This window comes from Weizmannia sp. FSL K6-3076, assembly GCF_038007245.1.
Taxonomy (GTDB): Bacteria; Bacillota; Bacilli; order Bacillales; family Bacillaceae_C; genus Weizmannia; species Weizmannia faecalis.
The window spans coordinates 2,400,817-2,420,804 of the sequence record NZ_JBBOWU010000001.1; the positions used below are offsets into that span (position 1 = coordinate 2,400,817).

The 19,988-nt window shown below is 48.6% G+C and carries 16 protein-coding genes; 7 read left to right on the forward strand and 9 right to left on the reverse strand.

Annotated features, from left to right (window positions below; genetic code table 11):
* Nucleotides 1-92: 92 nt before the first annotated feature.
* From NSS95_RS11550 to NSS95_RS11575, 6 genes are all read right to left on the reverse strand, one after another.
* Entirely contained in the window at nucleotides 93-401 is a 309-nt protein-coding gene (locus NSS95_RS11550) for a thioredoxin family protein (RefSeq protein WP_340713900.1), read from the reverse strand.
* A gap of 58 nt (nucleotides 402-459) precedes the next feature.
* Nucleotides 460-843, reverse strand: coding sequence for a glycine cleavage system protein GcvH (gene gcvH, locus NSS95_RS11555; RefSeq protein WP_340713901.1), 384 nt, complete (start codon nucleotides 841-843; stop codon nucleotides 460-462).
* Nucleotides 844-913: 70 nt separating this feature from the next.
* On the reverse strand, nucleotides 914-1,273 hold the full coding sequence (locus tag NSS95_RS11560; RefSeq protein ID WP_340713902.1) for an arsenate reductase family protein: 360 nt from the start codon (nucleotides 1,271-1,273) through the stop codon (nucleotides 914-916).
* Between the two features lie 104 nt (nucleotides 1,274-1,377).
* Nucleotides 1,378-3,162 (reverse strand): acyl-CoA dehydrogenase family protein, encoded by a 1,785-nt coding sequence (locus NSS95_RS11565; RefSeq protein ID WP_340713903.1) that lies wholly within the window; start codon nucleotides 3,160-3,162, stop codon nucleotides 1,378-1,380.
* A 347-nt stretch (nucleotides 3,163-3,509) separates the two neighbouring features.
* Nucleotides 3,510-4,688 carry an acetyl-CoA C-acetyltransferase gene (locus NSS95_RS11570; protein ID WP_340713904.1) on the reverse strand — a complete coding sequence of 393 codons (1,179 nt, stop codon included), beginning with the start codon at nucleotides 4,686-4,688 and terminating at the stop codon, nucleotides 3,510-3,512.
* 178 nt (nucleotides 4,689-4,866) lie between these two features.
* Complete coding sequence (locus tag NSS95_RS11575; protein WP_340713905.1) at nucleotides 4,867-7,251, reverse strand: 3-hydroxyacyl-CoA dehydrogenase/enoyl-CoA hydratase family protein; 2,385 nt, start codon at nucleotides 7,249-7,251, stop codon at nucleotides 4,867-4,869.
* Nucleotides 7,252-7,449: 198 nt separating this feature from the next.
* Here NSS95_RS11575 and NSS95_RS11580 point away from each other — a divergent pair, with 198 nt between their 5' ends.
* From NSS95_RS11580 to NSS95_RS11590, 3 genes are all read left to right on the forward strand, one after another.
* Complete coding sequence (locus tag NSS95_RS11580; RefSeq protein WP_013860151.1) at nucleotides 7,450-7,581, forward strand: YuzL family protein; 132 nt, start codon at nucleotides 7,450-7,452, stop codon at nucleotides 7,579-7,581.
* 70 nt (nucleotides 7,582-7,651) lie between these two features.
* Entirely contained in the window at nucleotides 7,652-7,906 is a 255-nt protein-coding gene (locus NSS95_RS11585) for a hypothetical protein (protein ID WP_014097518.1), read from the forward strand.
* A 317-nt stretch (nucleotides 7,907-8,223) separates the two neighbouring features.
* Complete coding sequence (locus NSS95_RS11590; RefSeq protein WP_035189621.1) at nucleotides 8,224-8,571, forward strand: spore coat protein; 348 nt, start codon at nucleotides 8,224-8,226, stop codon at nucleotides 8,569-8,571.
* Nucleotides 8,572-8,606: 35 nt separating this feature from the next.
* Here the strand turns inward: NSS95_RS11590 and NSS95_RS11595 are convergent, their stop codons facing one another.
* A complete protein-coding gene (locus NSS95_RS11595) occupies nucleotides 8,607-9,761 on the reverse strand; it encodes an FtsW/RodA/SpoVE family cell cycle protein (RefSeq protein WP_035189620.1) in 1,155 nt (384 codons plus the stop codon).
* Between the two features lie 236 nt (nucleotides 9,762-9,997).
* Between NSS95_RS11595 and NSS95_RS11600 the strand changes: the two genes are divergently transcribed.
* Nucleotides 9,998-10,318: a thioredoxin family protein gene (locus NSS95_RS11600; protein WP_035189619.1), complete on the forward strand. Its 321-nt coding sequence runs from the start codon at nucleotides 9,998-10,000 to the stop codon at nucleotides 10,316-10,318.
* Nucleotides 10,319-10,358: 40 nt separating this feature from the next.
* Here NSS95_RS11600 and NSS95_RS11605 read toward each other — a convergent pair whose 3' ends face one another.
* Complete coding sequence (locus tag NSS95_RS11605) at nucleotides 10,359-11,798, reverse strand: phospholipase D family protein (protein ID WP_035189617.1); 1,440 nt, start codon at nucleotides 11,796-11,798, stop codon at nucleotides 10,359-10,361.
* Between the two features lie 124 nt (nucleotides 11,799-11,922).
* On the opposite strand from NSS95_RS11605, the gene NSS95_RS11610 reads away from it, so the two are divergent.
* Both NSS95_RS11610 and NSS95_RS11615 read left to right on the forward strand, forming a co-directional pair.
* Entirely contained in the window at nucleotides 11,923-12,078 is a 156-nt protein-coding gene (locus NSS95_RS11610; protein WP_014097513.1) for a lmo0937 family membrane protein, read from the forward strand.
* Between the two features lie 374 nt (nucleotides 12,079-12,452).
* Nucleotides 12,453-15,650 carry an efflux RND transporter permease subunit gene (locus tag NSS95_RS11615; protein ID WP_061564955.1) on the forward strand — a complete coding sequence of 1,066 codons (3,198 nt, stop codon included), beginning with the start codon at nucleotides 12,453-12,455 and terminating at the stop codon, nucleotides 15,648-15,650.
* Nucleotides 15,651-17,129: 1,479 nt separating this feature from the next.
* Here NSS95_RS11615 and NSS95_RS11620 read toward each other — a convergent pair.
* Nucleotides 17,130-18,161, reverse strand: coding sequence for an EAL domain-containing protein (locus tag NSS95_RS11620; protein ID WP_035189616.1), 1,032 nt, complete (start codon nucleotides 18,159-18,161; stop codon nucleotides 17,130-17,132).
* 313 nt (nucleotides 18,162-18,474) lie between these two features.
* Between NSS95_RS11620 and NSS95_RS11625 the strand changes: the two genes are divergently transcribed.
* Nucleotides 18,475-19,968 carry a catalase gene (locus NSS95_RS11625; RefSeq protein ID WP_014097509.1) on the forward strand — a complete coding sequence of 498 codons (1,494 nt, stop codon included), beginning with the start codon at nucleotides 18,475-18,477 and terminating at the stop codon, nucleotides 19,966-19,968.
* Nucleotides 19,969-19,988 lie beyond the last annotated feature (20 nt).

Sequence of the window (19,988 nt, forward strand, 5' to 3'; positions counted from 1 at the left end):
GTTTTTGCGCAAAAGCCTGCCCGTTTTTTTCCGCCATGCAAGCGGTGTTTCCGTTTATGAATGCCCAAATCGGATGTTCCGCCGTTTTCTCATTAAAAAGAAGACAATTTTTCAAATAATGCCGGGACGGATTGAAAAGCGTACACTTTGTCTATTGCTTTCCCGTTTTCAAGGAGGAGCAGGCACGGTACGCTTTCGATCTTGTATTTTTCCGCCATTTGTGGCACGTAATTCAGATTGGCTTTGGCATAAGGAAAGCGGGGGACGGCCTGTTCTGCAATCTCCAGCATCCTTCCCGCCAGCTGGCATGTGCCGCATAATGGCGTGTAAAAGTACAGGGCGAGTTTTTCTTCCTGCAAAATCCGTTCCTCCAGTTGTTTTTCCTTTGTCCAGTCTTGCATGGTAATCCACCCTTTACACAAAAAGGCACCGCAGCTTGATGTGCAGTGCCAGTTATTTTTATGATTCGTTGATCATTTCCTCATACTGTTCTGCCGTCAGCAAATCATCCAGCTCAGCAGGGTCGGACGGTTCAACGACAATCATCCACGCCTTTTCGTACGGGGATTCATTGACGAATTCCGGGCTGTCGCTTAAATCCGTATTGACCGCAACGACTTTGCCGCTGACCGGCGCGTACAGTTCCGATACCGTTTTCACGGATTCAACACTGCCAAACGGTTCTTTCGCCGTGACTTCATCGCCTTCTTCCGGCAGCTCAACAAATACGATATCGCCAAGTTCGGCCTGGGCAAAACCGGTGATGCCGATCCGGACATGGCCGTCTTCTTCTTTCACCCACTCATGATCATACGTATACCGCAGTTCCTCAGGTACCGCCATCTCAATCCCTCCGTTATGTATCCGTAATAGCCTTCAGTTTTAAATTACCGAAAAACAGCGCTCAAATCAATCACTTTTTCAGCAATTTTTCATACGCATCTTCTTTAAAGCCGAACATGGCAAAGGCATCGCCCGCAAAAATCGGCCGTTTGATCAGCATGCCGTCGGAAGCCAGCAGTTCAAGCGCTTCTTCATCGCTCATTTCCGGGATCTTATCTTTCAAACCGAGTTCGCGGTACTTCTGCCCGCTTGTGTTGAACAGCCTTTTGATCGGCAGCCCGCTTTTTTCATAAAAGTCCTTAAGAAGCGCTTTTGAAGGCGGATTTTCGACAATGTGCACCGCTTCATAGGCAATGCCATGTTCGTCCAACCATTTTTTCGCTTTCCGGCAAGTCCCACATTTCGGATACCAATAGAAAGTAAGGGCCATTTTGTCCACTCCTGTCATCATCTTGTCTTATCTGTATGTTAGCCGATTTTCCCCGGCGATGCAAAAGAAAAGGGACTCCGGCGGGCCGGAAATCCCTTTTTGCATTACAGCACATAGCGTTCTGCTTCGATAATTCTATCCGCGGCTTCGCGTTTTTTCGCAATGACGTTGGTTGGCGTATGGCGCGCCAGCTTGCGGAGGGCGGAAAGCGTCATTTGCAGCTGGTCGCCTTCAAGGCAGGCTGCGAGCGATTCTTTTGCAATTTGTTCGCATTGATTGAACGCTTCCTGAGTGAAAATTTGGGTATAGAGCAGCTTTTGGTTATGTTTTTCGGCACCGTCTTTGTTGATTGCTTTTTCCGTCCGGAGCACGCACGACTCTGCGGCATATACATTCGAAACGAGATCTGCCACGTTGGCAAGCAGTTCCTGTTCGTTCTCGAATTTTTTGCCGTACGTTTGCAACGCAGTGCCTGCGACAAGCAGGGCGATCTTCTTCATGTTGCGAACGAGATATTTTTCCTGCTCGAGCGGCGCGTCGCCGACTTGTTCCGGCATCATCATCATGAGCTCTTCCTGCAGGCTTTGCGCTTTTTGCAACAGCGGCAGTTCCCCGCTGAACGCTTTTTTCACGTATGTGCCCGGCACGATCAGGCGATTGATTTCGTTTGTCCCTTCAAAAATCCGGTTAATCCGGGAATCGCGATAGGCACGCGAGACTTCGTATTCATCCATAAAGCCGTAACCGCCGTGGATTTGCACCGCTTCATCGACGACATAGTCCAGCACTTCGGAAGCAAAGAACTTGTTCAGCGAGCATTCAATCGCATACTCGGCGATCGCATTGGCCACTGCCCGCCCGTCTTTTTCTTCTTCCGGCGTAAAATGGCTCATTCTTTCATCAAACAATCCGACTGTCCGGTAGACGGAACTTTCGGCTGCGTACAGTTTGGATGCCATCGTGCCGAATTTTTCTTTTGTCAGGTTAAACTGCGAGATCGGCGTTTTGAACTGCTGGCGGCCGTTCGCGTATTTGACGGCGATTTCGAGCACGTGCTTGCTGGAGCCGACCGCGCCGACGCCCAGTTTATAACGGCCGATGTTCAAAATGTTAAATGCAATTTTATGCCCTTTGCCGATTTCCCCAAGCACGTTTTCAACCGGCACCGGCACGTCTTCCAGGATAAGCGTCCTTGTGGAAGAAGATTTGATCCCCATTTTCTTTTCTTCCGCGCCCGTTGAAACGCCCGGGAATGTGCGTTCCACGATAAAGGCCGTGAACTTGTCGCCGTCAATCTGCGCATACACGGTGAAAACATCAGCAAAGCCGGCGTTCGTGATCCATTGTTTTTCCCCGTTTAAAATATAATGCGTGCCGGCTTCGTTTAATCTTGCAACGGTTTTGGCGCTCCGTGCGTCCGACCCCGAGCTTGGTTCCGTTAAGGCATAAGCCGCAAGCCATTCGCCGGTTGCGAGTTTCGGCAAATATTTTTTCTTTTGTTCTTCGTTGCCGAACAAAACGATCGGAAGCGAGCCGATGCCGACGTGCGCGCCGTGGGAGATGGCAAAGCCGCCGACTTTTGCGAGCCTTTCGGAAATCAGGGCGGAGCTTACTTTATCAAGGGCGAGGCCGCCGTATTCTTCCGGCACATCGGCGCTCAAAAGCCCGAGTTCGCCTGCTTTTTTCAGCAATTTAACAGAGCGGTCAAATTCATGGTTTTCCAGATATTCAATTTGCGGGACCACTTCATTGTTCGTATAGTCTTCCGCCGTTTTGGCGATCATTTTTTGTTCTTCTGTCAGCTCTTCCAGCGTAAATACTTGATCCGGTGTAATGTCATCAATTAAAAAACTGCCGCCTTTTACAAATGCATCCGTTTTGTTCGCCATTTACAATTCCTCTCCTTTTTATCTGTAATGAGCGGCCGCAGATGTGCTCCGCGGCTCTTATCTCCATTAAAAACAATTCAACAGGACAGGTCCGGCTCCGGTGTTTTGCCTTTAAACGCCCATTCTGCAGTGAACGCGGCACCAGCGGAAAAATGAAAATCATCCGGCGTATATTTTTAGGATAGAGACAGCTGATCCGCTTTTTACCCTGGTCCTGTCTCTTGCCGCTTGGAACCTGCTGCTCTGCTTTTGGCCCTGGTATCCATCCATTTCAAAACCTTGCCATGGTCCGGTACCTGCACGTTTCCATTTGAAACCGGCTGGCCGCCTGCTTTGGTCCATTGCCATCAAGACACGAGTTCAAATACACCAGCTGCACCCATACCGCCGCCGATACACATCGTGACGACGCCGAACTGCACGTTTCTGCGCTTCATTTCATGGGCAAGCGTTAACGTCAGCTTGGCGCCAGTGCAGCCGAGCGGGTGGCCGAGGGCAATTGCGCCGCCGTTGACATTGACGATGTCTTCATTCAGGCCGAGCTGGCGGATCACCTGGATGGACTGGGAAGCAAAGGCTTCATTCAGTTCGAACAACCCGATATCCTCAAGGTCCAACCCTGCCAGTTTCAAAGCTTTCGGCACAGCTTCCACCGGGCCGATCCCCATGATTTCAGGCGGCACCCCGGCAACCGCGAACGAGCGGAATTTCAACAGTGCTTTGAGCCCGAGCGATTCAGCCTTTTCTTTATCCATCAGCATCACCGCAGCCGCGCCGTCGCTTGTTTGCGACGAGTTCCCGGCCGTAACGGTTCCGGTTACCGAGAATGCCGGGCGCAGTTTTCCGAGCGTTTCCACATTTGTATCCGTCCGGACCCCTTCATCCTGCGAAAAGACGACTTTCTTTTCAACAAGTTTGTTGTCTTCGCCGACCGAACGCAATGTGACCTCAACCGGCACAATTTCGTCTTTGAATTTGCCTTCTGCAATCGCTTTTGCCGCTTTTTGGTGGCTGCGCACGCTGAAGGCATCCTGGTCTTCGCGGCTGACGCCGAATTTTTTGGCGACTTCTTCGGCCGTATGCCCCATGCCCATATAGTATTCCGGCGCAGTTTCTGCGAGGCGCACATTCGGGCGGACGACATGGCCCATCATCGGGACAAGGCTCATCGATTCCGCACCGCCGGCAATGATCGTGTCAGCGTGGCCGAGCATGATCCTTTCGGCGCCGTAGGCAATCGCCTGCAGCCCGGACGAGCAGTACCGGTTGATCGTAATGGCCGGCACCGTATCCGGCAATCCTGCCAGGGCCCCGATATTGCGCGCCATATTGAGCCCCTGCTCCGCTTCCGGCATGGCGCAGCCGATAATCAAATCATCAATATTTCCTTCATAGTTGCCGGCTCGTTTCAACGTTTCTTTTACGACAAGCGCACCTAGATCATCCGGCCGTGTTTGTGCGAGCGTCCCTTTTTTCGCTTTGCCGACCGGCGTTCTCGCCCCTGCAACAATGACAGCTTCCCTCATCACATTCCCCTCTTTCCGTGTTTTTGTAAAAGGCCCTTCCATCACCGCCCGGGGTGATGGATCGGGGTTTTCCCATATACAGCTGCATTCCCCGGGAAAACCCCTTTATGCTGTATATGAAAAATTCGGGCGGAATCTTTTCCTGCCAGGGGACCGGCATTCGCCAATCCGCGGGGCTCTAATTCCGTAACGGTTTTCCTTTTAACAGCATGTGCTGCATCCGCTGCTGTGTTTTTGGTTGTGCAATCAGACTCAGGAACGCTTCCCTTTCCAAATCGAGCAGGTATTGTTCATCCACTTTTGTCCCGAACGGCACTTTCCCGCCTGAAAGCACAAAGGCGATCTTTTTCGCGATTTCAAGGTCATAGTCGGAAATATAGCCCGACAGATGCAATTGCTGGGCCCCAAGCAACAACGCTGCATAACCGGATTCGCCTGTGACCGGCACTTTTTCGCGGACAGGCGGTTTGTACCCTGCGTCAGCAAGGCGCAGCACAGCCTGTTTTGCATCATAAATCAGATGGTCCTGGTTAAAGCTGACCCCGTCCGTCCGGTCAAGGAAGCCGGACTCGCGCGCTTCTTCAGCAGAAGTGGACACTTTCGCCATCGCAATCGTTTCAAAGACTTTGTTCACGACATTTTGCAAGTCGAACTGTACGCCTTCCGGAATGTTTTTCAAATGCTTGATGTACAGCTCTTTGTTGCCGCCTCCGCCCGGAAGCAGGCCGACGCCCGTTTCGACAAGGCCCATATACGTTTCGCTTGCCGCCTGGATATGCGCCGTATGCAGGCACACCTCCGCGCCGCCGCCCAAAGTCATCGCAAACGGTGCTGCAACAACCGGTTTTTGGCTGTATTTGATCTTCATCATCGTGTTCTGGAACTGGCGGACGACCATGTCAAGTTCAAAGATATTGTCATCCTGCGCTTCCATCAGCATCAAAGCAAGGTTTGCGCCGACACAGAAGTTTTTGCCCTGGTTGCCGATCACAATCCCTTTGTAATGATTCTCTGCTTCGTCCACGGCATAATTGATCATTTGCAAAATGTCGAGCCCGATTGCGTTGCTTTTTGAATGGAATTCAAGCAGCAGCACCCCGTCGCCGATGTCGATTAAGCTTGCGCCGGCATTTTCTTTCAGCACTTTGCCCTGCGTTTTCAAAGTTTTGAGATTGATTTCTTTCGGATTGGCTGGAACCGGCTTGTATGCTCCGTTGTCATAGTACGAGACGGCGCCGTTTTCTTCTTTGTAAAAAGACGTAAAGCCTTTTTCCAGCATGCCTTTCACCCAGCCGGGCACTTGAAGGCCGTCCTGCTCCATTTTTTGCACGGATTTTTCAACGCCGATTGCATCCCATGTTTCAAACGGGCCGAATTTCCAGCCGAAGCCCCATTTCATCGCCTGGTCGATGGCGAGAATATCATCGGCAATCACGCCTGAAAGTTCTGCCGAATACACAAGGCAAGGCGCGAGAATATTCCAGAGCAGCCGTCCGGCACGGTCATCCGCATACACAATCGTTTTGATTTTATTGGCAGTTCCTTTTGCCTGCCGGGCCGCTTCCAAAGAAGCCGCTTTCATTTTCGTGCGTTCGCCGTATTCCAGCGTTTCCGGATTTAATTCATAGATTTCTTTTCCCTTTTTTTCATAAAAGCCTTTGCCGGTTTTGCTGCCAAGCCAGCCGTTTTCAACGAGCTTGTGCATGAATGCCGGCACTTTAAAAACTTCTTTTTCTTCGCCTTCCGTTTTTTCATACACGTTATTCGCAACATGGACGAACGTATCGATCCCGACCACATCGAGCGTCCGGAACGTTGCGCTTTTTGGCCGGCCGATCACCGGGCCTGTCACGGAATCGACTTCGCCGACCGTGTAGCCGCCTTTCATCATCTCCCGCACGGTGACAAGCAGGCCGTATGTACCGATGCGGTTGCCAATAAAGTTTGGCGTATCTTTTGCAAGCACGACACCTTTTCCGAGCACATCTTCGCCGAACTGTTTCATAAATGAAGTGACGTCCGGGTCGGTGTCAGCGGTCGGAATCACTTCGAGCAATTTCAAATAGCGCGGCGGGTTAAAAAAGTGGGTCCCGAGAAAATGCTTTCTGAAATCTTCGCTCCGCCCTTCCGCCATCGCTTCGATCGAAATGCCGGACGTGTTTGAGCTTACAATGGTTCCCGGCCGGCGGAAGCGTTCCACTTTTTCGAATACTGATTTTTTAATATCCAAACGTTCTGTTACCACTTCAATAATCCAGTCGGCTTCTTTCAGCCGTTCAAGATCGTCTTCCAGGTTGCCCGCTTCAATGAGCGCCAGGCTCTTTTTCGATGTGAGCGGGGCCGGTTTCTGTTTTAAAAGCTTCTGCAGTGCAGACTGGCTGAAGCGGTTTCGGACGGCTTTGTCCTCCAATGTGTACCCCTTTGCTTTCTCTGCTTCCGTGAGTGCATTCGGGACAATGTCGAGCAAAAGTACCGGAATCCCGATGTTTGCCAGATGTGCGGCGATGCCCGATCCCATTACACCGGAACCGATGACAGCCGCTTTTTGAATGGTATACCGCATAGTGCATCCCCTTTCTTTTTGAATGAATGCTCATTCATTAAGTGCTTAAAAAAATAACGCTTTCATCTTTAATAATAATATATACGAATTTTTTCATTCTATCAATCACTTCATCTCAAAAAATCGCCATTTTTTAAAATTTTTTATATGTCTAGCCGTTTTGGGCAAGCTAAACGAAAAGCGTGGGGAGGTGAACCAATGGCAAAGCTAAAGAAAAATCCGTCAAAAGCGGGTGTGAGCGCGGCAAGCGTAAAAGGCAATGCCGGCCCGACAGTGGAGCGTGACGGCGGCGGAAAAGTAAACAGCCAAAACAACCAGTACAAAAAATAAGCAGGCGGCTGCATAGGATCCGCAGCTCATTCAAACAATAAAGGAAGACTTGGATAAAGGAGGAAATGGAATGCAACAACAGCCTTTTTCACAGCAGCAAAACGGGCAAACGGTTTACAACGCCCCACCCGATGTCATGTCAACAAAAGATTTGGCCTATGTGGATGATATGCTGGCCTGGAATCTGCTGGCGATGAAAAAAGCGCATGATGCGGCAACGCGCTGCCAGGACAATGAATTGAAAGCTGTTTTTGAAGCATGCGGGCAAATGCACCAGCGCCACTACAACCAGATTTTGGGTCATTTGAAAAGCCACTTGCAATAACAAAAACGAATGCCAGCCCGCCACAAAAAGCGAACCCTGCTTTTCCCGTTCATAAAGGGCATGCGTTCGCAGCCGGAAAGGGGCAGGTACCCCGCTCCGGAATGCGCGCACAGCTCGGGCCAAAGAAAAAAGCAGGCTGTCCGTCCGGGGCAACCGCACTTCCCGGCCTGAATTAGCCGCCCCGGCAGCCGGGCTTAATGGAAAAAGAAACCGCCCCGCTCGAGCCCTGGCAGGCGAATCTGCACGGGGCTCGCGGCAGAGATACCTAAATGCGGAACGCGCATAATACGACCATTTTAAAAAAGGAGGTACAACATTTGGATTCCCAACAACAGCAGCAGCAAAAAATTCAAAACCCGAAGACACAATTTCCTGAAACACCAGAAATGAACGACCGCGATCTTGCCAATGACCTGCTTTCGATGGAAAAATATATGACCGCTTCTTATAATACTGCTATGAACGAAGCGAGCCACGAAAAACTGTATCGCGATCTTCTGACCATTTTTACGGAAACGCAGAATGAGCAGCGCAAATTGTATGAGACGATGTTCCAAAAAGGCTGGTACAGTATGGAAGCGGCAGAACAGCAAAAACTGCAACAGTCTTACCAGCAGCACCAAGGCTACGCTTCGCAGTTCCCGTACGGCGGTCAGGTGCAATAGCCGCAAAAAACAGGCGGCACGATGCCGCCTGTTTTTTATTTTTCGTTAGAAAACATATATTTTCTGTAATGATAACGGATTGAAAAAATAAATCCGACCGCAAGCATATTCCCCATCAGCGAACTCCCACCGTAGCTGATAAACGGCAGCGGGATCCCGGTAATCGGCAGCACCTGGATCGTCATGCCGATATTTTCAAACACGTGGAACGTAATCATCGCAATGACGCCGGCGCAAATGTAGGAATAAAAATCATTTTTCGTCTCAAGCCCTGCTTTTATAATATGGTAAATAAGCATAAAAAACAGGCCGATAACAATGCTCCCACCGATAAAGCCGAACTGCTCGCCGATCACGCTGAAAATAAAGTCCGTCTGGTTTTCCGGAAGGCTCACTTCAGTTGCGCCAAGCCCCTTTCCAAACGTCTGGCCGGAACCAATGGCCAAAAGGGACTGAATCAGGTGGTAGCCGTCTGTATTGGAATAGTTATAAGGATCAATCCAGGCATAGATCCGGCCAAACTGGTACGAACGGACGCCAAGATATTTTTCGAGAAGTGCCGGCTGCCAGAGGACAAGATAAAAAATTAATCCTGCCAGTGCCGCGCCGCTGCTAAAAATCGGAAGCAATAGTTTCCATGTGATGCCTGACACAAATACAAGCCCGAAAAATATCGCAATAAACACAAGTGACGTTCCCAAATCCTGCCCAATGGTCAACATGAGCGGCACAAACAAGCAGATACCGAGTTTCACAAACAGCCAGAAATCCGATTTTACTGACCGGTTTAGCACTTTTTCATTATGATCCGAAATGAGGCGTGCCATTGCTAAAATTAAAAATGGCTTCATGATTTCAGAAGGCTGGAATGTCCCAATCACCGGGAACACAAACCAGTTTTTCGCCCCATTACGCTCCGGGGCAATGCTGGCTGGTGCCAGGATCAGCAAAATCAACAGCAAAATCCCGAACCCGTAACCGTACCACGATATTTTTTTCAGCTGGTCGGAGTCAAGGCGGATCACCAATGCGATAATGATCGCGCCGACCACATAGTTGATGACTTGTTTTATCAGAAAGCTGCTATCAGCCGTATAAATGGCAACAAGGCTGACAATGCAGAACAACATCAGCGTTAAAACCAGCCCGTAATCAATTTTAGAACCTTCATCCCGCGAAGACAATTCCATCACCTGACTTCTCAATGCCGGAACCGCCGGCCGTAAAATAAAATAAATGATACGGATCCTTCAAAACAACTGACCCCCATCATTTTTTCATACAAGCTTTATTATACATCATACGTGAAGAAGCACAATCCTTTTCGTTTTGGAAATATTTCTTTGGCAGGTTGAAAAATGTTGAAATTCCTCTGCCGCTCTATATACAATAAGAAAGAATGATGAAAGGATGGAGATGGTCTGGAGTGGAAGCGATTAAAAGTGCGGAAGAATTTAAAACGGTAACGGGAGGAGAAGCACCGGTTATCGTGAAATTTTATGCAGATTGGTGTCCGGATTGCAAAGTGATGAATCTGTTTATTGGTGATGTGATCAAGGACTATCCGCAATATAAATGGTATGAAATCAACAGCGACGCGTTCCGAGCGATTGCGGATGAAAACCAGGTGATGGGCATTCCGAGCCTGCTAGTTTTCCAAAACGGTGAGAAAAAAGCGCATCTGCACAGTGCAAATGCAAAGTCGCCGGAAGAAGTACGCGAATTTTTAAATCATGTCGTATTGTAAAAAAAGGACCCGGAGCCGGGGAAGGCGTTCCGGGTCTTTTTTAATACGTTGTCAGTTTCAGCACTTCCTGGAGTCGATAAAGGACTTTTAACAAATAAGTGGAGAAGCCTTCGTGTTTTTTGTACGGGACGGTAAAAGCGCCGTCTTCATTGTTCCACAGCCGCCCGAAGTACCGGCGGATCTCTTTTGTGATGGCCGCATCATTCCGTGCCTTCACAAATAAATCGGTCTCCAAATTATAATCGTCCAGGTTGCGAAGCGTTAAATTGGTCGACCCGCCGAAAAAGAGCGAGCGGCCGGGCTTTTCAATCCAGACCAGCTTCGGATGGAATTGCTCGAGCCCGGTATTATACCAGCGGATTTTGATCTTTCCATCCGTTTTCTTTACGAGTTCCTGTGTAACAGGCTGGTTGGGAAGCCCGATTTTTTTATGCCCGAACGCGTTTAAATTCGGGTCGAGGATAAGCCGGATGCGGACGCCGCGGGAAGATGCCTTCTCAAGCGCACGGACCACTTTCCGGTCAGCCAAATAAAACATCGCCATCGAAATCGAATCGCCTTTTTTTGTCGCCTTGATTTCTTTCATCATCCGGTCGTAAACTTTCCCCTCCGTTAACAGCTGGACGGCAATCCTGCCTTTTCCCCTTTCTTTCCCTTTGTATTGCGGCAGCTCCGGGCCGTCCGACATATCGGAAGCCGCCTGCTCCGATTCCAGAACATCCCGAATGACCGGCCCTTTTACAAGAAAAGCGATATTGGAATGCCAGCCGCTTGCGTCATGCGGGTTGCCGGATGCAATGACCGTTCCGTTTTCAGTCGTAAACGTTTTGCGGTGGTTCGCTTTAATATTAAAAAGTTCAAGATACGAGCGGAGCGTCATCTTCGGCGCATTGTCCCCGAAAGCATTTGGCAGCCAGCCGGTCCCGCCCTGGCCGAACCACTGGAAAAACATATGCCAAATGCCGGAATAAAGCGGTGTCGGGTCACGCAGCGAGTCCAAATGCGTAAAGACCACACGGATGCCATGTTCCTTTAGCCGTTTTAAAATGCCAGCTTCATGGGACCCGTAAGAAGTATTGATCGGATCGGTGATGACGATGATGCGGATACCAGGTTCTTTTTCTTTTTTGGCAATCAGCCTGTCCGCGAGCCTCTCAGCAAGCGGCGGCACTTTCATCTTTTGATCATGGTAGCCGTTAAAAAGGAAGAGATCGGCGACGATATATTGATGGGCTTGGTCAATCATCCGGTAAATTTCAGGATAGACGGTCTGCTCCACCTTTCTTTTTCCTGTCCCCTTTTCCCGGTATGTTAAATCCGAAAGAAAACGGATGTCTTGATCGTGAACGTTATATGTTCTGCCTTCATAGGAAATCCCTTTTGGAAGCGGCTTATATGTATGGTACAGCATGACAGCCGCATAAATGGCAATTAAGACAAGCAACCCATAAGACAGCCATTTCTTTCCGCTTTTTTTCATTATAACCCTCCCGTTTTCCTGTATCTTTCCCTTACACCACGCCTGGCAAACATGCAGGCAAGCGTTTGAAAAGCAACGGAACGGGTAACATAAAAGTACTTTAATTTAGAAAGGAAAAGGCTATATGATCTGGACAATTATTGGGATTTTGCTCGTACTTTGGATTTTAGGCATTGTTTTTCACATCGCCGGCGCTTTTGTGCACCTTCTGCTTGTCATCGCCGCCATTGTGCTGCTGTTTAAAATTTTTTCAGGCATGCGCGGAAATAACAGCCGATAGAGGCTGAGGGTATAGATATATAAAATAAACTTAAGTTTTTACTCAAGCCCGAGCACCAATTTGCATCATGACTACTTTTTACAGTAGGCAACAGAGCTAAAGAAATTTTGTTCATTTTATATAGAAGGTTGAGCCGCACCAAAGGCTTTAACCTTCTTTTTTTAGGCAACCCTTTCTTTATCCAATATTCCTTCCGAAAGCTCCGCTCTTTTTCTAAGCGATGCATCAAGTACTGCAATTCTATCCTGTATCTATAGAAGATGCCGGAAAATACTGGCGCATTTCCGGGTTTAAAGGTATAACTATAATGGAGATAGGCTAGCCCATTTCTATCCGGCTCTAGAACGAAAAGACAAAGGAGTGTTGTAAACACTGTGAAGAAGATCATCCAGTTTTGCCTAAACAACAAATTTGCCATTTGGCTGATGACCCTCATTGTGGCGGGTGCTGGGATTTATGCCGGCATGAATATGAAAATGGAAACCATTCCGAATATCGACGCGCCATACATGCTGGTGACAGCCTCTGATCCGGGTGCCACACCGGAAGAAGTCGAAAATAAAATTACGCAACCGATCGAACAACGGCTGAAAAACCTCACCGGCGTCAATACGGTCTCCACTTCCTCGACGGAAAGCAATTCCCAGATCCAGCTTGAGTATAAATATGGCACGGATATGGATCAAGCGAAAAAAGACATCCAGGATGCGCTCGAAAAAGTGGACCTGCCGGATAATATTGACAAGCCGTCCGTAACAAGGATCAGCATCAATGATTTTCCGATCCTGTCTTTAAGTGTGTCGGATAAAAGCCGGTCTTTTCAGCACTTAACGAAAATTGTCGAAGAGGATCTTGTTCCAAAACTGCAGAGCATTGACGGCGTGTCCGATGTGCAGGCTTCCGGCCAGTACGTGCAGGAAGTCCAGCTGACCTTTAAACAGGACAAGTTGAATGCACTGGGGCTCGATGAGGACACTGTCAAAAAAGCGATCCAGGGCGCAAACGTTTCGGTACCGCTCGGCCTCATCAACTTCGGAAAAGAAAACAAATCGGTAGAAATCGATGGAAACGTGAAATCGCTGAAGCATTTTGAGAATCTGAAAATCCCGTACACCCCGAAAACGGGTGCAGCTTCCGCTTCGTCCGCAGCCGCGCAGGCTTCAGGGGCACAATCCCCAAATGCGGCGCAGACTTCAGGAACGCAGGCCTCGGGTGCGCACGCTTCAGGGGCGCAGCAACCGGCGAATGCCGGAACGCAAGCGACGCAAGCCAACGTCGGTATGCCAACCGTTGCGTTAAAAGAGATTGCCGATATCAAAGTTGTCGGCAAGCATGAATCGATTTCTAAAACGAACGGGAAAGATTCAATCGGCATCCAAATTACAAAAGCTCCGGATGCAAACACGGTGGATGTTGCCGATGCAGTAAATAAAAAAGCCGCACAGTTTAAAGCGGACTATAAAGGCACACAAATTTCCACCATTCTGGACCAGGCAACACCTATCAAAGACTCCGTCAAAACGATGTTCGAAAAAGCAATCATCGGGGCCGTATTTGCGATTGTGGTCATCCTGCTGTCTTTGCGGAATGTGCGTTCCACCATTATCGCGGTCATCTCGATCCCGCTCTCGGTGCTGATTGCTTTTATTATTTTGCACCAGCTTGACATCACATTAAACGTGATGACACTCGGAGCCATGACGGTGGCAATCGGGCGCGTTATTGATGACTCGATTGTCGTCATTGAAAATATCTACAGACGCCTGACGTTGCGGGAAGAAAAACTGCGCGGAAAAGCGCTGATTCGTGAAGCGACGGTTGAAGTTTTTAAACCGGTTATGTCTTCCACGATCGTAACCGTCATCGTCTTTGTCCCGCTTGCACTTGTGAGAGGGATGGTCGGGGAACTGTTCATGCCGTTTGCCCTGACGCTAATTTTTGCCTTGCTAGCATCGCTTCTTGTGGCGATCACGGTGGTGCCGATGTTTGCCCATTCGTTATTTAAGAACGGGTTGAAGAAAAACACGCGGACTACGAACGAAGGGCACGGCCGGATCGCTTTATTTTACAAAAAGATTCTGAACTGGTCGCTCAACCATAAGCTGGTCACGTTCGGCATCGCATGCCTGCTTCTTATCGGTAGTTTGTTTTTAATCCCGCTTATCGGCGTCAGCTTTATTGAAAACGAAGGCCAGAAAGTCGTGTATGCCACCTATGCGCCGGAACCAGGGGAAACCCTTTCCGATGTGAAGAATATAGCAGGAAAAGCGGAGGATTACTTAATCCACCGTAAAAATGTAAAAAATGTGCAATATTCCATTGGGGAGTCGGCTTTCAGCACCAACAGCAACTCCGCCATCTTTGTTGTCGAATATGACCAGGATACCAAAAATTTCGACCGCGAACCGGAAAAAGTCATTAAAGCCCTGCAACAAAGGACGGACCAGGGTACATGGAAATCACAGGACTTCGCATCTATGTCGAATGATGATTTAACGATGTATGTCTATGGCAACAATCTGGATGAAATCAAACCGGTCATCCATAAAATTGAAAAAGTCATGAAAAACAACGACAACTTGAAAAATGTTGAAACCAGCCTTTCCGAAACTTATCAGCAATACACGCTTGTCGCCAACCAGAACAAACTGGCTGCTCTCGGGTTAACAGCCGGCCAGCTCGGAACCGGCCTTGCGCAAACCGGCAACCGGACCGTGCTTACAACCGTTGAAAAAGGCGGAGAAGAATTAAATGTTTACGAACAGAACAAAACCGGGCATTACGACAATATTGGCGATCTGACCAATCAAAAAGTCACGTCGCCCCTCGGCACAAAAGTAGCGCTAAAGGATGTCGTGGACGTGAAAAAAGGCGAAACACCGGATGCAGTCTCGAAACGGGACGGCAAAATCTATGCCAGTGTAACCGGCAAGATCAAGACAGCTGACGTTGCGAAAGTGACACAACAAGTTCAAAACAAAGTGGATAAACTCGATATTCCAAAATACATCCATGTCGAAACCGGCGGCGTAACGGAAGACATCAATGACTCGTTTACAAAGCTCGGTTATGCGATGCTGGCTGCTGTTGCGATCGTTTATCTTGTGCTCGTGATTACATTCGGCGGGGCCCTCGCGCCGTTTACCATTCTTTTCTCACTGCCATTTGCCGTAATTGGTGCACTGGTCGCCCTGTACCTGGCGCATGAAACGATCAGCGTCACCGCCATGATCGGCGCCCTGATGCTGATCGGCATCGTGGTGACGAATGCCATTGTGCTAATCGACCGGGTGGTGCATAAAGAAAAGGCGGGGCTGTCCACACGCGAAGCATTGCTTGAAGCAGGCGCGACAAGGCTGCGTCCGATTTTAATGACCGCTTTTGCAACAATCTTTGCACTGATCCCGCTTGCTCTGGGCTACGGCGGCGGCGGGCTCATTTCGAAAGGGGTCGGCATCACAGTAATCGGCGGCTTGACCAGCTCCACTTTACTGACACTTATCATCGTTCCGGTTGTTTACGAATTTTTAATGAAGTTCAGGAAAAAAGAAAAACATCCGGAAGAAGTATGAAAAAAGAGGTTGCCCAGGGGCAACCTCTTTTTTCTGCATGTGGAAGCAGCACCAGCGCTTGCGTCGGAGAGGTAAAACTTGGGAAAGCCGGGATTTACCTGCAAACCCCGGTTCCTGTTCGATTTAGCTTCTTTCAAGTAGGGATGAATAAGCAAAATTCTTAGATTTGGTAAGAATGCTGGAGGCCGGTTTTTTTTCGTGCTTCTTTAACGTAGACGCGCTCTATGTGAAGGAAGGCCTTCGTTTTTCCACGCTTCCTTAACGTAGACGCGCTCTATGTGAAGGAAGGCCTTCGTTTTTCCACGCTTCCTTAACGTAGACGTGCCCTATGTGAAGGAAGACCCTCGTTTTTGCTTGCTTCCTTAACGTAGACGGGGTCTATGTTAAGGAAGGGCTTCGTTTTTCCATGCTTCCTTAACGTAGACGGGGTCTATGTTGAGGAAGGACTTCGTTTTTCCACGCTTCCTTAACATAGGGCTTGCTGAATCACCAAACTTCCTAGATTTGGAAAAACTTAATACAATGTGCAAGGGTTAAAGATGGATTCTTCTATATTTTGAAAAAGAGCTTGCTGACAAATTGGGTACAAATTCAGAATCGGATTCGTTCACCAAGCCCCAAGTAGGACATTTCGAGCCAGGATGCAGCTCCTTTTGTCCTTTTGGCAGATTCAAAAGGACATTTCGGGCTCGGATGCAACGTGTTTTGTCCTTTTGACGGCTACAAAGGGACATTTCGAGCCCAGATGCTGCTCCTTTTGTCCCTTTGACAGCTTCAAAAGGACATTTCAGACCCGGATTCAGCTCCTTTTGTCTTTTTGACAGCTTCAAAAAGACATTTTGGGCCCGGGTGGAGGTCAATTTGTCCTTTTGACGGCTTCAAAAGGACATTTCGGGCTCGGATGCAACGTGTTTTGTCCTTTTGACGGCTTCAAAGGGACATTTCGAGCCCGGATGCTGCTCCTTTTGTCCTTTTGATAGCTTCAAAAAGACATTTCAGACCCGGATGCTGCTCCTTTTGTCCTTTTGATAGCTTCAAAAGGACATTTCGAACCCGGCTGAAGCTCCTTTTGTCCTTTTGGCAGTTTCAAAAGGACATTTCGGGTCTGGATGCAACGTGTTTTGTCCTTTTGACAGCTTCAAAAAGACATTTTGGGCCCGGGTGGAGGTCAATTTGTCCTTTTGACGGCTTCAAAAGGACATTTCAGACCCGGATGCAACGTGTTTTGTCCTTTTGACAGCTTCAAAAAGACATTTCGGACCCAAACGCGACTCCTTTTGGTCCTTTTACATCACGCAAAAGAACAATTTGACCTCACTGTACGGCTAGTTTCTCTTTTTTTCCAGGTCCGCTGATTCGCATCCTTGCTGAAGAAATTAAAAAAGCCGACCTATCTTTCAGGTCCAGCCTCGTAAACGCAATGAAGATTCATTTTTTAGCAAACGCTACAAAAACGGCCATTGCAAAACCCGAAAGCCCCTAATTTCCCCCAAGAATGATCGCAGCGGGTTCGGGAGCGGGTTTTCCAATATAGTACCCTTGCGCCAAATGCATGCCGATCGATTTGCAATAGAGCAGTTCTTCTTCGCGTTCAATTCCTTCCGCTAGCACATAAATACCGGTTTCTCCCGCAATTTCCATGACTTCCTGCAAAAAGCGCTGTTTGACCTTATTCTCGTCGCAATGGGAAATAAAAAAACGGTCGATTTTCACATAGTTCGGATTTAAGATTTTCAAAGTTTCAAGCGTTGCGTACCCCGAACCGAGATCATCAAGCGCCACGCTGACGCCAAGATCACGGTAAATCCCGAGTATCTTTTTTAAAAAGTGGACATCGTTGATCTTCTCGGTTTCCACGACTTCAAAGACAAGGTCCTCGGGGGAAATATCGTACTGTTCAATCAAAGTGAACGTATGCCGCAAGCAAAACTTGTAATCATAAATCGAAGCGGGCAAAAAATTGATAAAGCTCTTCACGCCGCGGGGCAGTTTCTCAACACGGGCTTTCAGTGCCGCTTCCCTGGCGCGCAAATCCAATAACGAATGCAGCCCGGTTTTATGGGCGGCATCAAATAACAGGCCTGGGGGAATGTTCCGGTTCGGCAAACGGGTGCGCAGCAAAGATTCATAGCCGTATATTTGGTTGTCCTGAATGCGGATGATCGGCTGAAAATAACTTGTCAGGCTGCCGGAAATAATCACTTTCACAAGCATCTCATAGCGGATGCGCTCTTTCAATTGAGAAAGCGGCAGGGAGAGCGTCGAAAATCCGGATCCGGACGGATGGACACTGGTGAAAAGATCAACCGTTTCGGGCATATCTTTTATGATATCAAATAAAGTATCCTTTGCTTCAAACGGAATCATTAAATACTCGGAAAGAACTTCGTATACACAGGATTTCTGCGTCATATATTCAATGACAGCCTGCGTTTTTTGTATGTATAATAAACCGCTTTCCGGAATATGAAAAGATGCATCGTTCTCCAGGTTTGGCTTCTCATTCAGCATGTGATTCATCCTCATCCAGTCGTTTAACTTATTTATACCAAAAAATGCCCGGCAAAGCTACTATGAAAAGCAGGCTGCAGGCGGCATCATCCCGGCCGAAAAAACGATCAAAGACGCTTTTCTCCCTCCTTCCCTATTCTACAATTGATAATCAAACGCTGCAAATGAAAATAGCACATTTCCCTCACACTTCTATTAGTCCTCCTTTCCATTGATATGATAATCTTTACTTTAAATTTATTATAAATAAATATTGATTTTTATAATGAACCAGTTATAATATAGATATCAAATAGCAAAAGGTGGGAACATGATGAGCGATCAAAAAGACAACAAAAAAATGACAACTGCATTCGGTGCCCCGGTTCCGAATGACACAGATTCAAAAACCGCCGGCAAAAGAGGGCCGTTATTGATGGAGGATGTCTGGTTTATTGAAAAGCTGGCCCACTTCGACCGAGAAGTGATCCCGGAGCGGCGGATGCATGCAAAAGGTTCCGGCGCCTACGGGACATTCACGGTGACAAACGATATAACGAAATATACGAAGGCAAAACTTTTCTCAAAAGTCGGCAAAAAAACCGATATGTTCATCCGTTTCTCAACCGTTGCCGGCGAACGCGGCGCGGCGGATGCCGAACGCGATATCCGCGGAACGGCCATGAAATTTTACACAGAAGAAGGCAATTGGGACCTTGTCGGGAACAACACGCCTGTATTTTTCCTCAGAGACCCGAAACGTTTCCCGGATTTGAACCATGTCGTCAAACGCAACCCGCGCACCAATATGCACAGTGCACAGGCAAACTGGGATTTTTGGACGCTGCTTCCTGAAGCGCTCCACCAAGTAACGATTACGATGAGCGACCGTGGCATTCCGGCAAGCTACCGGAATATGCATATGTTCGGCAGCCATACGTACAGCATGTTCAACGCAAACAATGAACGCGTCTGGGTCAAATTCCACTTTAAAACACAACAGGGCATCAAAAACCTGACGGATGAAGAAGCACAGGAAATCATCGGCCGCGACCGCGACAGCCATCAGCGCGATTTGTACGAAGCGATTGAAAGCGGCGACTATCCGCGCTGGACGATGTACATCCAGGTGATGACGGAAGAAGAGGCGAAAAACCTTCCGTATAATCCGTTCGATTTAACAAAGGTATGGTACCATAAAGATTTTCCGTTGATTGAAGTGGGTATCGTGGAACTGAACCGCAACCCGGAAAACTATTTTGCAGAAGTCGAACAGGCCGCGTTCGCCCCGACCAATATTGTGCCGGGCATCGGGTTCTCGCCGGATAAAATGCTGCAGGGCCGCCTTTTCTCTTACGGCGATGCGCAGCGTTACCGGTTAGGCGTCAACCACTGGCAAATTCCTGTCAACTATCCGAAAAAAGCGGAACACTTCCATCCGTACCACCGCGATGGCGCAATGCGGGTTTTCAATCCGGCTGAAGGCGGTTCCGTTTCATACAGCCCGAACAGTTACGGCGAATGGGAAGACAGCAAGGAGCACGCAGAACCGGCACTCGATATTTTAGGTACGGCTGACTATCACAATTTCCGTGAAGATGACGACAACTATTATGAACAGCCCGGCAAACTGTTCAGGCTGATGGCGCCGGAAGAACAGCAACGACTGTTTGCAAACACCGCCCGCAATATGCAGGGAACGACAAGAGAAGTCCAGCTCCGCCATATTACGAACTGTTATTATGCAGATCCGGCATACGGCGAGGGCGTCGCGCGCGCACTCGGCATTCCGATGAGCGAAGTAGAGGCGGCTGTTTCGAGGAAATAACTGGCGGATGAAGGTTTGCG